This window comes from Streptomyces sp. NPDC050546 (genome assembly GCF_044457425.1).
Classification (GTDB): Bacteria; Actinomycetota; Actinomycetes; order Streptomycetales; family Streptomycetaceae; genus Streptomyces.
Window position 1 is genome coordinate 52,044 of sequence record NZ_JBITGX010000004.1, and the last position, 12,719, is coordinate 64,762.

Genomic DNA, 12,719 nt, shown 5'->3' on the forward strand with positions numbered 1-12,719 from the left:
GAGTCCCATGCAGCTCTTGGTCGTTGGCCTCATCGTGCTCGGGATCGTGGGCGTGATCGTCTTCGGTCTGCGGCGAGGCTCGCTGAAGCGCGCCGACATCCAGGGTCTGGGCATGCGGGCCGGTGTGGAGGGCGGCCAGGAGGCCAAGCCCGTCACCAACCAGACGATGCAGGTGGACCGCTTCAGGTCCAAGCGGTCCCGCTTCCGGATGGTGAAGGGTGCGAAGACCACGTTCCGCCGGGCCCGGTTCAAGCACAGCGTCGTGGAGATCCTGCCGGACGACGGAACCGTCCCGCCCGAAGGCACGAACCCCGCCGACCCACCGACGGGCCGGAACCCCCGGTAGCGGCCCGTATCGGTCCGCGGCGTCACGAGGGGGACGGGAAGAGCGGGTGCACGAACCGGCAACACCTCACCGGCACATCGACCGTGCCGAGCAACTGCAGAGCGCGGCCCGCCTCACGGCCCGGGACGAGGACCGTGGCGGGGAACGGCAGGCGCTGTTCTTCGAAGGGCCGCAGGACATCGGCAAGTCGTCCCTGCTGCTCGAGATCTACGACCGCCACGAGGGCAACGGCGTGTACTTCGTCGACCTGTCACGCACGGCGGTGGAACACGACGTGCTCGAACAGCTCTCCATACAGGCGCGGGGTCAGGACGTCGGCGTACCGGGCTACCGGACCACACGGGACCGGCACGCGGAGCAGTCGAGATCGACCGAGGTCGCCTTCAGCAACGTCCGGGTGCGGAACTCGGCGATCCAGCTGCTCGCTCAGGGAGAGGACCGGGTCCTGCGCCTCGCCGCCCTCAGCGATGCCCTGCTGGACAACCTGGTCGCCGATGCGCGCAGGCCCGTGATCTGCCTCGACAGCTTCGAGGCGTGTGCCCGGCCGATGCGCGACTGGCTCGGCCGGAGCCTGCTGCCGAACCTGCTGTCCAGGCGGGAGGTCAGCGTCTTCCTGGCCGGACGGAGCGTGCCGAGCCTGCCCCACCCCCCGTACTCCACGGCCGTTCAGACGCTGGTGCTGCCGCCGTTCGACGTGGAGGCCGTGCAGGACTGGATCGAGAAGCTCGGATTCGCCAGCCTCAGGGACAAGGCCGTGGTGATCCAGCGCAGCCACGGCGGCGTGCCGGGGCTGCTCGCCGAGTTCTTCGCGTGTCATATGGAGCCCGGTGAACCCGCTCCACGGCATCCGGACGGCGGGTCGGCCACCGCCACCGGAGACCACGGCGACGACAGGGAGGGCTGACGCCATGACCCAGGGGAACGTCTTCCGGCGGGCACTGGCGCACTTCGACCGGCTCCCCGCCGACGAGGGACGGCTGCTCGAAGCGCTCGCCGTGCACCAGTGGTTCGGCACGGACATCGTGCTGTACACGGCGGCGAACCTCGATGTCGGAGTGCCGGCGGAACAGGTCCTGACCTCCCCCTTCGTCGTCAGGGACCGGGTTCCGTACGGCGGACCGGGCGGCGACCCGCAATACGCGATCCGCTCCGCGCTGCGCACCGCGTTGCACGACCGTATGCGCACCGAGCGGGCAGCCGTGTACCAGGAGGCCCACAGGATCGCCTTCACCTACTACAACCAGCCGCTGCGGCCGCTCCGTACCGACCGGCTCATCTGGTACGTGTACGAGGTCCGGCATCTGCTCGCCTTCCGGCCGGAGCTGGTGGCGGAACGGCTCGCGGCGTTCGCGCACGAGGCCCTCGTCGCAGGCCACGCCGAGGCCGCGGGCCGGGCAGCGGCAGAGGTGGCCGACGCACCCGTCGCCGACGCACCGGTCGAGCCGGGGACGCGGTCGCTGGCCGGGATCATCCAGGCCGTGGCGGTGATCCTCAACGCCCCGGCCCACGTGGAGCGGTCCACGATCGTCGCCCTGGACGAGCTCCTGGCCCGCCACGGAACCCCCTCCGACCCGACGGCCACCCGGCTCGTCTCGCTCGCCCGCGACCTCGTCGTGCACTGCACGGAACGACCCGCCCCGGCCACGCCCCTGACCGCGCTGGTCGTCCCCGACGCCACCACGGCGGTCGACCCGCGCGGCATGCCGGTCCTCGGCGGCGAGCTGCGACTGCTGCAGGACCTGGCCCATCCGGCCAGAACCATCACCACCCGCACCCATCGTGTGAGGCTCGCCTCCAGATCCATGGCCGTCCACCAGGTGACCACCAAGCTGGCCACGGAGGACCGGCCCGGTCGGCGGAGCCCGGTCCTCGCGGACCTTCTCCCGCAGGACCACTGGGACCGCCTCGAAGTGCTCCGCCTGACCGAACACGGAGTCAGCCCGGTGACCGTGCTCCCGGCGAACGAGACGGTCCGCGCCATGGCCCGCGGCGTCGGCCGGCTCCTGGCCGGAGGCGAGCAGCCCCCCGAGAACTCGACGCGCGCGGAACTGTCCCGGCGGCTGGACTCCCTGGGCTGGCGCAGCGGCACCGAGGAACTCACCGCCCTGCTGCGCCGGACCGGGCAGTCGGACGACGTGGAGGAGGCCCTGCGGGAACGCGTCGACGGCCTGATGCGCTACACCCCGCTGGTCGCCCTGCTGGACGTCCACCCCGGGCTGCCTTCCGAGGTGACCTACCAGTACGAGGAGGACTGCGTCACGCACCGCGACAGCTGGGGCCGGGTCGTCATCTCCCTGGACCTGGCCCTTCCCCGCGTGCTGACGAACCGGCTGGAGTTCGTCACGCCCGAGGGGCTCGTCCCCGCGGACGCCCAGGGCCGGGAAGGAACCGAACTCGTACGTGTGCGGGACGGGCGAACCGCCTCCAACACACAGCGGTTCGCCATCGAGACGGCCCCGCCGGCGGACGACGACGCCGAGGACGAGGGCATGGCCCGCATCCTGGTCGACCTCGGCTACCGCCTGCCGGACCGCGAGTTCAAGGACGCGCTGAAAACCGCGTACCTGTGCATGGCCCTCTCCGCGGCGGCGCTGCTCCTGCTCTTCCTCGACATCGCGCTCGTCTCCATCGTCGGCACCGTCCTCGCCTCGATCGGGGTACTGGTCGACGTCTCCCGGGACGGCAGCCACCACGAGGGCAACGAACCGCTGCACGTCTACACCGGGAAACCCATGTTCTTCCTGCGGCGCAGCAACGCGGTCGCGGCCATCGCGGCGTCCGCCGCACCCAACGCCAACTCACTCCTGGGCAGCCTGGCCGCCTCCGGAGTGGCCTTCCTGTACTGCCTGGCCACGTGCCTCATCGTGGTGAGCGTCAGGAGAGCCGCCCTCCGCCCCCTCCCCGAACCGAGCCGCCATGCCGTCAGAGCGCTCCGGCACACCTAGGGCTCCGGGTTCCGGCGAGGGACCCACAGAAGCTCCCCATCCACGCCCGGGAACCTTCTTGATGATGAACCGTCAGGGGTGCGCACCTACACTGATCAGCGTTTTCACGATGATCGGAGCACGACATGCGTCGCCTCGCCACCGCTCTCGCGGCGGTCAGCGTCCTCGCACTCGCCGGATGCGCGCAGGACTTCGGCCAGGGCCCGGAGGGCAAGGTCACCGAGAAGGTCAAGGACGGGAAGAAGTTCTACCTGGTCGTCGACCCTGCCAAGGCCGGTGACGAGACGAAGTTCAGGGTGAGCAAGTACGACTACCACGACTGCAACCGGGGCTCGAAGTACCCCAAGTGCGTCGGGGACTGAATCCCTAGGGGCTGTCCGGCGGATCATGTGACCGTTCTGGGGTGGGCTCGTTGGCATGTCCATGGGGCGGGGAGATCTGTCGAACGATGAATGGGTCCGGTTGAGGCCACATCTGCCGAAGTCCGGCAAGCGGGCCGGTCGTTGGGCGAGCCATCGCAGGATCATCAACGGGATCCTGTACCGGAACCGCACCGGTGTGCCGTGGCGGGATCTGCCTGCGGGTTTCGGCAAGTGGAAGACCGTGTACGAGAGGCACCGACGCTGGTCGGCGGACAGCACCTGGGGCAGGCTCTTCGCGGCCGTCCTGGCGGACGCCGACGCCGAGGGCCGCATCGACTGGTCGATGGTGAGTGTGGACTCCACCTCCTGCCGGGCCCACCAGCACGCCGCCGGAGCCCGCAAGAGACGCCCGCGGGTGTCGGGAAAAGAACAACGCCCCGGCAGCACCGCCCCGATGAGGGACTCGGGCGCTCTCGGGGCGGCCTGACCTGCAAGATCCATCTCGCCGGGGAAGGCGGACGCCGCCCCCTGGCCTTGCTGATCACACCGGGCCAGTGGGGCGACGCCCCGCAGTTCACCCCCGTCATGGACCGCATCCGAGTGGGCCGTCTCGATGGCGGACGCCCGCGTACTCGGCCCGACCATGTCGGTGGGGACAAGGCGTATTCGTCCCGCCGTAACTGCCGCTACCTGCGGCGACGCCAGATCAAGCACACCATCCCCGAGCCGAAGAACCAGCGCGCCAACCGCCAAAGCCGAGGCAGCAGGGGCGGCCGGCCCACCGGCTTCGACGAGACGATCTACAAAAGGAGGAACGAAGTCGAGAGAACGATCAACGCCCTCAAGAACTCCCGAGCCGTGGCCACGAGATCAGACAAACGCGCCTACATCTTCCACGGCACCATCACCCTCGCAGCGATCAGGCTGTGGCTTCGCACAGCTCCCTCATCGCCCGCCAATTGACCCACGCTTGACCTCAAGTATGGTTCAGCTTCTACGTTCATGGTCATAGGCAAGAGCCCCCAAGGAGGCAGTCTCCATGACCACGAACGCCATTCCCGAGACCTACCGCAACGCTGTCGTCGCCCACATCATGGTCGATGGCGCCGCGAACGCGATCGACTTCTACACCCGAGCATTCGGTGCCACCGAGCTGTTCCGCCTCGGCGGCCCCGACGGACGCATCGTGCACGCCGAAGTCACGATTCACGGTTCCACCGTCATGCTGGGCGACGCCGAGGGGCCACTCTTCAGCGCACCGACGGCCATCGGCGGCACCACTGTGGGCCTGCACGTCTTCGTCGATGACGTCGATGCGCTGGCGCAACAAGCCACCGCGGCTGGTGCGGAACTCCTGCAACCACCGACCGATCAGTTCCATGGCGACCGCACGGCCATATTGAAGGACCCCTATGGCCACGTCTGGGTCTTCCTCACCCATCTGGAGGACCTCACGCCGGACGAGGTGGCCCGCCGAGCCGGGGAACTCGTCCTCTGAACGATGATCCGCCGGACAGGCCCTAGTCCGGTGGTCCGTCCCCGGACAGGTTCTCGCGCAGCCCCGGTCGCAGGGCGGCGGCCTTGCGGTACCAGGCGCCGTACCGCTTCGCGAGGACCACGGCCGACATGCCGTGCAGGAGGATGCTGAGCGCGACGGTGACGGCGATCACCCGGCCGAGGAGCTGAAGGCCCGGGACGTGCTCCTCCACCAGGAGGAGCCCGAAGACGACGGAGGCGAGGCCGCGCGGCCCGAACCACCCGATGTAGGCGACCGTGGGAAGGGCCAGGCCGGTCCTGGCCAGCGCGAGGGCGACCGGCAGCATCCGGACCACGGTGAGGCTCAGCACGGCATAGACGATGATCCGCCAGTCGAGGTCGTCCAGCGCCGGCCCGAGCAGGACGGCACCGAAGACCAGGAAGCTCAACGAGGCGAGCAGGTCGGCGAGATGCCCGGCGAGACCGGAGGAGTCATCGACGGCGGCCGGTGCCTCACCCGGTATCCCACCCGGTGCCTCCTCCTGCGCCTCTGGTCGCGCCTCCGCCGGTTCGCTCCGCCGCAGGGAGACACCGAAGGCGAAGCCCGCCACCCAGGCCGCGATGAAGCCGCTCCCGTCGAAGACGACGGCCACCGTGTACGCGCCCACGGCCACGGCCAGGACGAACGTCTGCCGCCAGTCACCACCGATCCAGCCCCTCGCCCGCGACCGGCGCACCAGCCACCCGCCGAGCCCTCCCACGGCCAGACCCCACGCCGTACTGAGCACGAGCGCGCGCCAGAAGACCCCGGCGGCTCCCTCCTCCGATGCCATGGTTCCGGGCAGAGCCGCGAGGAAGAGCACGAAGAAGGGCAGCGCCATACCGTCGTTGAGGCCGGACTCGACGTTCAGGCCGCCGCGCACCAGCGGGGGAACCCGCCGGTCGGAGACCGCGGTCTTGCCGAGAGCGGCGTCGGTCGGCGCGAGCACGGCACCCAGCAGTGCCAGTTCCCACAAGGTCAGCCCCGGCAGCAGGGGCCACGCCAGCAGCCAGCCGGCCCCGATGGTCAACGGCAGACCGATGCCCAGCAGACGGCCCGGGAGGAATCCGCCGAGGCGCAGATCCCGTCCCCGTACGGACATGGCGTCGGTGAACAGGACCAGCGTCAGGGCGGCTTCGACCAGGGTGAGCACGGGGCCCGAGTCGTGCTTCAGGTCGAGCAGACCGAGCCCGATCGGGCCGATGGCGATCCCGCAGCCGGTGAACACCATCGGCGCCGACACGGCGGTAGTGGCCAGCCGCCCGGAGCAGAGGGCGTACCCCGCCGTCACGGCGGCCACGGCCGCCCCCGCCCACGCGCTGCCGCTCACCGTGCCTCACCCACCGGTGCGTGCGGTCACGGGTGGAGGACCTTCTCCTTCGCCTGGCGGAACTCCTCGTCGGAGATGTCACCGCGGGCCCGGACCTCCGAGAGCTTGGCGAGCTGGTCCGCCTCGCTCGCCGGGCCGGTGGCGCCGACGGTCTCGCGGATGTAGCGGTCCGTCTCGTCCATCTTGGCCTTGACGTGGTCCTGTTCCCGCTTGCCCATGCCCCTGCCCCTGGCGACGACGTAGACGAAGACGCCGAGGAAGGGGAGGACGATGGTGAAGACCAGCCATCCCGTCTTGGCCCAGCCGCTCAGCGCGTCGTCGCGGAAGATGTCGACGATGACGCGGAAGAGCAGGAAGATCCACATCACCCACAGGAAGATCCACATGATCGTCCAGAAGGCCCCGAGGACCGGGTAGTCGTAGGCCAGGTTCACGTGGTCGCCCATCACCGCTCCTCCTCTCCGGGGAGGTCCAGATCGAACGCCTCGCCGATGGCGCGCGCCGCGGACACCACGCGGGCGCTGCCCACCACGGGGGCGATCGCCACGAGCGTTCCCTGGATCTTCTCCAGCGGCACGCCGACGTCGGCGGCGGTGCCGATGTTGAGGAGGTAGGAGGGAGCGGAGGCGTCCATGGCCACCAGCGCCGCGATGCGTGCCAGCAGATACGTCTCCTCGTCCAGCCCGGACCTCTCGAAGGTGTCGAGCGTCATCTGGACGAGCGTCTCGAACACAGGCGCGTTCGCCTCGGCGAGAGCGGCGACGCCGCCCGCCCCTGTCCCTTGCTCAGCCATCTCAGGCTCCTTTCCCTGGTGGTTGGTGCGACATACGGCTCGGCCGCGCCGACCCGGAGGCCGCGGCGAGGATTCCGAGGAGGACCAGCACAAGGACGACGATGCCGAGGACGAGCGCCACGGACCCGGGGGTGGGGTAGTTCCACAGCACCAGGGCGAGCGCTCCGCCGGCGATGGCGATGCCGGTGGTCCACCTGCGGTGCGCGTCCAGCCGGCGACCGACGTCCCCGGTGCGCAGACCGTGGCGCGCCATGGCCCGGCCCGTCGCCCCGGTTCCGCCCGCCGCCGCGCGTCTGATCCACCGGGCCCCGCGTCCGGGCCCGTACAGGTAGGCGGCCAACGCGGTGATCACCGCGGTGACCAGGACCGTGACCGCGCTGTTCTTGAGGAAGCGGAGGAAGATGTCGTAGATGTCGGCCGCGGTGTTCTGCGGCAGGGCGGTCGTGGCGACGGAGTCCAGATAGATCTGGCGCATCACGGCGAGGCCGACGAGCAGCACGATCATCATGACCCCGACGCCGATGGCCGTGGTCAGCAGGGTGACGCGGTGCGCGGGCCCGCTCCAGACGGCGAGTGCCGCCAGGACGAGGACCAGGACCGGGAGCCAGACGCCGAGGACGTTCAGCAGACGCATGGCGCCCTGGGCCTCGTTGAGCTTGTCGGTCTGGAACAGGGTGATCGTCTTGTCGACGTCGGGGATCTTCGAGGCTTGGTCGAACCCGGCGTCCACCAGGCGTTGCTTGACGTTGTCGACGACGGTGCCGATGTTCAGAACGATGCTGTCGTCACCGGCCTGGACGGCGCTGCCGCCCTCGCCGGTGAGAACCTTGACCACGGCGGCGTGCGCCCGCCGGTTGGCGTCGTCCCACACCTCGGCGAACTGGTCGCTGGTCACCACCCGGTACACGATCCTGTGGACGGCCGAGCTGAGCGCGCTGGTCAGCGGGCCGGTCAGCGCGTCGGCGCCCTCGACCACCCGGGGCGGTGCGCCTTCCCGCTGCAACGTCCGCGCGACGGCCTCGGTGAAGGCGGCGACATCGACGTTGTCGACCACGCGCTTGGTGAGCCGGTCGGTCACGGTGTTCTGGACCGAGGGTTCCGTGGCGATCGGAGCGACGGTCTGGACGTACCGGCCGGTGTCGGCGACCTGCGAGTCCACCCAGGCGGCGACCACGGCCAGCGGCGCCAGGAGAAAGGTCAGTACCAGCAGCACGGACGTCGCCGTGCGGCGCAGACGCCGGTGGTGAACGGAGGCCGCCTTGCGCAGCCGTTCGTACTCTTCCCGTTCCGTGGCGCTCAACGGGGGCCCGGTGGCCGGACGGTCGCGTCCTTCCGAAGCGGACGAGGAACCAGCAGACGAGGAACCATCGGAGGAATCCATGATTCTCCCCCGCGAGGCTGTTTGGGTGAACTTGTCCTACTCGTGGATTTTAGCCAGGGCGGATGGAGGGCGCATCGCCAGCACCGCGGCTGAACGCGGCGCGCGGGGGTAGTCGGGTCCGGCAAGGTCCCTCGTACGGAAGTGATGCCCGACTCATGACCGAGACACGAGACGTCGTCGAACTCATCCTCCAGGACCACAGGAGAATGGAGGATCTCTTCCACCGGATGCGCAGCGTCGAAGCCGACCGGGCAGCCGCACTACGGGAGTTCGCCGGTCTGCTGATCGCGCACGCGCTGGCGGAGGAGTCGAAGGTGTACCCCGCCCTCAAGCGCTACAAGAGGATCGACGACGACGAGCTCGAACACGGCGAGGAGGAGCACGAGGAGGGCAACGAGGCGCTCCTCGGACTCCTCGAGGTCGACGAGGTCGGCTCCACGGAGTGGGACGAGAAGCTGGAAGAGCTCGTGAAGGCCATCACCCACCACACCGACGAGGAAGAGCGCACCATCCTCAACGGAGCCCGCGAGAACGTCGCCATGGACCGCCGGGAGGAACTGGGCGGGGCGTTCCTCGCGGAACGGGAGCGTCGGCTGAAGGAAGGCTGCGGCGCTGTGGAGAACGTGCGCCGTATCGTTTCGAGGAGCTGACCTGGAGGTATCACTCTCTGTTACTGAAGGTAAAGCAGGCACGTCTCGCCCGGCTGGACGCTGACCGCACGGTCCGGCAGCTCGATGTCGATCGGCATCAGGTCGGACGGCGGCACGACGATCTCCAGTTGTCCGTGCGTCAGCCGCAGCTTGATGCCCCAGTGGCCCTGGTAGCTGATGGAGAAGCCGTACGAGGACAGCTCGGGCAGCGGAACGGGGTCCAGCCACAGCGCTCCGGAGCGGGTCTCCAGGCCCGGCAGACCTCGCTGGACGAGGTCGAGGGTGCCGGCCATGGCGCCCAGGTGGATGCCCTCGCCGGTGGTGCCGCCCTGTAGGTCGGCGATGTCGCCGCGCAGGGCCTCCTGGCAGAACGTCCATGCTTCCGTGCGCCGGCAACGGGCCAGGACCCAGCCGTGGACCAGGCCGCTGAGGGTGGAGCCGTGACTGGTGCGGCCCAGGTAGTAGTCGACCGTCCGCCGCCAGATTCCCTCGTCAAGCGGGTGGCCCAACCGTGCGAAGAGCCCCTGGAGTTCGGCCGGTGAGAAGAGATAGCCGAGCATGAGCACATCGGCCTGCTTCGACGCCTTGTAGTTATTGGCCGTGTCCCCCTCCGCCTCCAGGATCCGGTCCAGGCGACGGATGTCGTCGTACCGCTTGCGATAGTCGTCCCAGTCGAGTTCCGGCAGGTCGCCGTAGCCCTCGAACTGGCTGATGACTCCGTCGTGGAAGGGCACGTGAAGCGTCCGCGAGACGTCCTCCCAGTGGTCCGGTTCGCTGTCGTCCAGAGCCGTGCGTTCGACGAGTTCACGGCGGCGGGGTTCGGGCAGCGTGCGCAGCACCTCCAGCGCGCGGGTGAGTACCCAGGCGGCCGTGACGTTGGTGTACGCGTTGTCGTCCAGGCCGGGCCTCTCGGCGCCGGGGTAGGCCTCGTGGTACTCGTCGGGGCCGACCACGCCCCGGATGCGGTGCCGTCCGAGGGTCTCGTCCCAGGTGGCCGAGTCGGCCCAGAAGCGCGCGATGTGCAGCAGCATCTCGGCGCCCTTGGTGTGCAGGAACTCGGCGTCTCCGCTCGCCTCGCAGTACTGCCAGACGTTGTAGGCGATCGCCGATCCGACGTGGTGCTGAAGGTGGGTGTGGTCGGGCAGCCAGCGGCCCGAGCGCGGGTTGAGGTGCAGCTGCTGTGTCTCCTCGCGTCCGTCGCTGCCGCTCTGCCACGGGTAGAGCGCGCCCCGCCGGCCGATGGCCCGGGCAGCGACGCGGGCCCGGTCCAGGCGCCGGTGGCGGTAGCGGAGCAGGGCGCGGGACACCTCGGGGAAGTGCAGGTTCAGATACGGCAGCACGAACAGCTCGTCCCAGAAGACGTGCCCGCGGTAGGCCTCGCCGTGCAGTCCGCGGGCCGAGACGCCCACGTCCAGGTCGGCGGTGTGCGGGGAGAGGGTCTGGAGCACGTGGAACAGGTGCAGGCGCAGGATCTCACCCGCTTCCCCGGGGACGTCGAGTCCGGCCCGGCGCCACAGCTGGTTCCAGGCGGTGCGGTGGGCCGCCAGCAGCTCGTCGAAGCCCGGTGCCGCGCTCACCCGGTCCACCGTTGCCTGACGGGGGTCACTGATCGCGGCGTCGCGGGAGGTGTGCAGGGCGATGGTCTTGTCGACGGTGACAGGGCGGCCGGGTGCCAGGGCCGGCGCGAGGCGCTGCACCGCGCGCGACGGTTCGTGCGCGTCCGTGACCGGTGCCCTGGCCGTCAGCCGGGCGGCCATGCCGATACGGAGGTCCGAGGTGCGGGTCCGGCAGCGCAGCCACACCGTGCCGGGCGTCGCCGTACCGGTGTGCACATGGGTCAGGTGGCGGCCGTCCAGGTCCCGGTAGCGCGGCACCCCGGCGTTGGTGACGCCGCCGTCGAGCGCGGCCTCGACCTCCAGGTCGCCGGTGAAGCCCTCGGCGGTGAACTCGGTGCGCAGCGCCGCGAGGTGGGGATCGGCCATGTGCACCAGCCGCTCCTGCCGTACCGACAGCGCCCGCCCCTCACCGAGGGCGTACCGGGTGCGGCGCTCCAGCACCCCCGAGTCCAGGCGGAGGGTCTGACGGTGTTCCAGGACGGTCGCCGTGTCGGGGGTGAGCCACTCCCCGTCCGTGAGCCGGAAGCGCAGCGGGAGCCAGTTGGGGACGTTGACCAGGTCCTCGTTCTCGACCCGGCGTCCCGAGACCTCGGAGGTGAGCCGGTTGTAGCAGCCGGCGATGTACGTGCCCGGATAGTGGATGTCGTCCGCAGCGCACTCGGGCAGGGCCCCGCGGGTGGCGAAGTAGCCGTTGCCCAGGGTGCACAGCGACTCCCTCAGCCGCTCGTCCCCAGGGCGGTAGCCCTCGTATTCCCAGGTCCCGTCGTGCTCCCGCGTCCGGTCCGTCACGAGGCTGTCTCCTCTGCGAAAAGGGCGGCGAGGCCCGGCGCCCTCCCATTCTCCCCTCGCCGGGCCCGCCGCGCTCTTCGGCGTGGGCGCGCTCAGACCCGCTGCGGCACGACTGCCACGGGGCACTGGGCATGGTGCAGCAGGGTGTGGGCCACCCTGCCGAGCTGGAGCCCGAAGTGGCCCTGCCGGCGCTGCGCTCCGACGATCACGAGGTCGGCCGCGGCCGACAGGTGCACCAGCACCTTGCGGGCGGGTCCCTCCGGCGTCGTACGGCGCACCCGGACGCCCGGGTGTTCGGCCACCGCGTCACGGAGCAGTTCATCGAGCTCGCCGCGGGCCCGCTCCTCGTGATACCGGTCGGGTGCCTCGGCGAGCGCGGCCGTGTCGTCGGCCTGGTGTGCGGGGCAGCGCCAGGCCCGGACGGCTTCGAGCGCGCACCCTCGGGCCTCGGCCTCACGGAAGGCGAACCGGACGGCTTCCCCGCTCGTCGCGGGGCCTCCGACGCCGAGGAGGATCCGCTCGTGGGTACCGGCCAGTCCGGCCTTGTCGCCCCGTACCACGATCACCGGACAGTGGGCGCGGGCCGCGACGGCCAGGCCCACGGAGCCGAGCAGCAGTCCCTTCAGTCCGCCGCGGCCTCGCGACCCGGTGATCAGGGCGGTGGCGTTGTTGCCCTCGTGCAGGAGCGAGTCCGCCGCTTCGGCAGGGAGGACGTCGGTGGACACCTTCACGTCGGGGTTGCGCCGCCCGGCACGCTCCGCGGCGGAGGCGACGATGTGGTCGGCCGGCACCTGTCCTGCCGGGCGGTTCGAACGGATCGACGGTGTGGTGCCCTCGTACCGCTCCCAGAGGGAGGCGTGGACCAGGCGCAACGGAAGACCGTGCAGGGCCGCTTCGTCCACCGCCCAGTCGACCGCGGGCAGACTGCCGTCCGATCCGTCGACACCCACGATCAGGGGCAGTTCCATCGTCATCGTTCCCACCGCCTCGT

The 12,719-nt window shown here is 70.2% G+C and carries 13 protein-coding genes; 7 read left to right on the forward strand and 6 right to left on the reverse strand.

The window, feature by feature from the left end:
* The first annotated feature begins 7 nt into the window (after nt 1-7).
* The 6 genes from ACIBK5_RS11140 to ACIBK5_RS11165 all read left to right on the forward strand — a co-directional run bounded on the left by ACIBK5_RS11140 (nt 8) and on the right by ACIBK5_RS11165 (nt 5,151).
* On the forward strand, nt 8-346 hold the full coding sequence (locus ACIBK5_RS11140; protein WP_399018427.1) for a hypothetical protein: 339 nt from the start codon (nt 8-10) through the stop codon (nt 344-346).
* A gap of 46 nt (nt 347-392) precedes the next feature.
* Entirely contained in the window at nt 393-1,250 is an 858-nt protein-coding gene (locus ACIBK5_RS11145) for a hypothetical protein (RefSeq protein WP_399018429.1), read from the forward strand.
* 4 nt (nt 1,251-1,254) lie between these two features.
* On the forward strand, nt 1,255-3,291 hold the full coding sequence (locus ACIBK5_RS11150) for a hypothetical protein (RefSeq protein ID WP_399018430.1): 2,037 nt from the start codon (nt 1,255-1,257) through the stop codon (nt 3,289-3,291).
* Between the two features lie 125 nt (nt 3,292-3,416).
* Complete coding sequence (locus ACIBK5_RS11155; RefSeq protein ID WP_399018432.1) at nt 3,417-3,653, forward strand: hypothetical protein; 237 nt, start codon at nt 3,417-3,419, stop codon at nt 3,651-3,653.
* 61 nt (nt 3,654-3,714) lie between these two features.
* Nucleotides 3,715-4,616 (forward strand): IS5 family transposase gene (locus ACIBK5_RS11160; RefSeq protein WP_399019171.1). Its coding sequence is split into 2 segments (ribosomal slippage): nt 3,715-4,075 and nt 4,075-4,616, totalling 903 coding nucleotides; the frame shifts between segments, so codons are not numbered across the junction.
* Nucleotides 4,617-4,692: 76 nt separating this feature from the next.
* Nucleotides 4,693-5,151, forward strand: a complete 459-nt coding sequence (locus ACIBK5_RS11165; protein ID WP_399018434.1) for a VOC family protein — start codon at nt 4,693-4,695, stop codon at nt 5,149-5,151.
* Between the two features lie 22 nt (nt 5,152-5,173).
* Here ACIBK5_RS11165 and ACIBK5_RS11170 read toward each other — a convergent pair whose 3' ends face one another.
* The 4 genes from ACIBK5_RS11170 to ACIBK5_RS11185 are packed head-to-tail and all read right to left on the reverse strand — an operon-like array spanning nt 5,174 to nt 8,592.
* Nucleotides 5,174-6,499, reverse strand: a complete 1,326-nt coding sequence (locus tag ACIBK5_RS11170; protein WP_399018436.1) for a cation:proton antiporter — start codon at nt 6,497-6,499, stop codon at nt 5,174-5,176.
* Between the two features lie 26 nt (nt 6,500-6,525).
* Complete coding sequence (locus ACIBK5_RS11175; protein WP_399018438.1) at nt 6,526-6,945, reverse strand: SHOCT domain-containing protein; 420 nt, start codon at nt 6,943-6,945, stop codon at nt 6,526-6,528.
* Nucleotides 6,945-7,292: a carboxymuconolactone decarboxylase family protein gene (locus ACIBK5_RS11180; RefSeq protein WP_399018440.1), complete on the reverse strand. Its 348-nt coding sequence runs from the start codon at nt 7,290-7,292 to the stop codon at nt 6,945-6,947. Before ACIBK5_RS11180 ends, ACIBK5_RS11175 begins: the two co-directional genes overlap by 1 nt.
* Nucleotide 7,293: 1 nt before the next feature.
* The gene (locus tag ACIBK5_RS11185) at nt 7,294-8,592 is read right to left on the reverse strand and encodes a hypothetical protein (protein WP_399018442.1); all 1,299 of its coding nucleotides are present in this window, start codon (nt 8,590-8,592) and stop codon (nt 7,294-7,296) included.
* Between the two features lie 236 nt (nt 8,593-8,828).
* On the opposite strand from ACIBK5_RS11185, the gene ACIBK5_RS11190 reads away from it, so the two are divergent.
* The gene (locus tag ACIBK5_RS11190; protein ID WP_399018444.1) at nt 8,829-9,323 is read left to right on the forward strand and encodes a hemerythrin domain-containing protein; all 495 of its coding nucleotides are present in this window, start codon (nt 8,829-8,831) and stop codon (nt 9,321-9,323) included.
* Between the two features lie 20 nt (nt 9,324-9,343).
* Here ACIBK5_RS11190 and ACIBK5_RS11195 read toward each other — a convergent pair whose 3' ends face one another.
* Both ACIBK5_RS11195 and ACIBK5_RS11200 read right to left on the reverse strand, forming a co-directional pair.
* Nucleotides 9,344-11,728, reverse strand: coding sequence for a glycoside hydrolase family 65 protein (locus ACIBK5_RS11195; RefSeq protein WP_399018446.1), 2,385 nt, complete (start codon nt 11,726-11,728; stop codon nt 9,344-9,346).
* Between the two features lie 92 nt (nt 11,729-11,820).
* Nucleotides 11,821-12,696, reverse strand: a complete 876-nt coding sequence (locus ACIBK5_RS11200) for a universal stress protein (RefSeq protein ID WP_399019172.1) — start codon at nt 12,694-12,696, stop codon at nt 11,821-11,823.
* Between the last annotated feature and the right edge of the window lie 23 nt (nt 12,697-12,719).

Bases quoted from the DNA above. Each gene is read 5' to 3' on its own strand.
- ACIBK5_RS11140 (WP_399018427.1), top strand. From the start codon at position 8: ATGCAGCTCTTGGTCGTTGGCCTCATCGTGCTCGGGATCGTGGGCGTG.
- ACIBK5_RS11150 (WP_399018430.1), top strand. From the start codon at position 1,255: ATGACCCAGGGGAACGTCTTCCGGCGGGCACTGGCGCACTTCGACCGG.
- ACIBK5_RS11155 (WP_399018432.1), top strand. From the start codon at position 3,417: ATGCGTCGCCTCGCCACCGCTCTCGCGGCGGTCAGCGTCCTCGCACTC.
- ACIBK5_RS11165 (WP_399018434.1), top strand. From the start codon at position 4,693: ATGACCACGAACGCCATTCCCGAGACCTACCGCAACGCTGTCGTCGCC.
- ACIBK5_RS11175 (WP_399018438.1), bottom strand. From the start codon at position 6,945: ATGGGCGACCACGTGAACCTGGCCTACGACTACCCGGTCCTCGGGGCC.
- ACIBK5_RS11180 (WP_399018440.1), bottom strand. From the start codon at position 7,292: ATGGCTGAGCAAGGGACAGGGGCGGGCGGCGTCGCCGCTCTCGCCGAG.
- ACIBK5_RS11190 (WP_399018444.1), top strand. From the start codon at position 8,829: ATGACCGAGACACGAGACGTCGTCGAACTCATCCTCCAGGACCACAGG.
- ACIBK5_RS11200 (WP_399019172.1), bottom strand. From the start codon at position 12,696: ATGGAACTGCCCCTGATCGTGGGTGTCGACGGATCGGACGGCAGTCTG.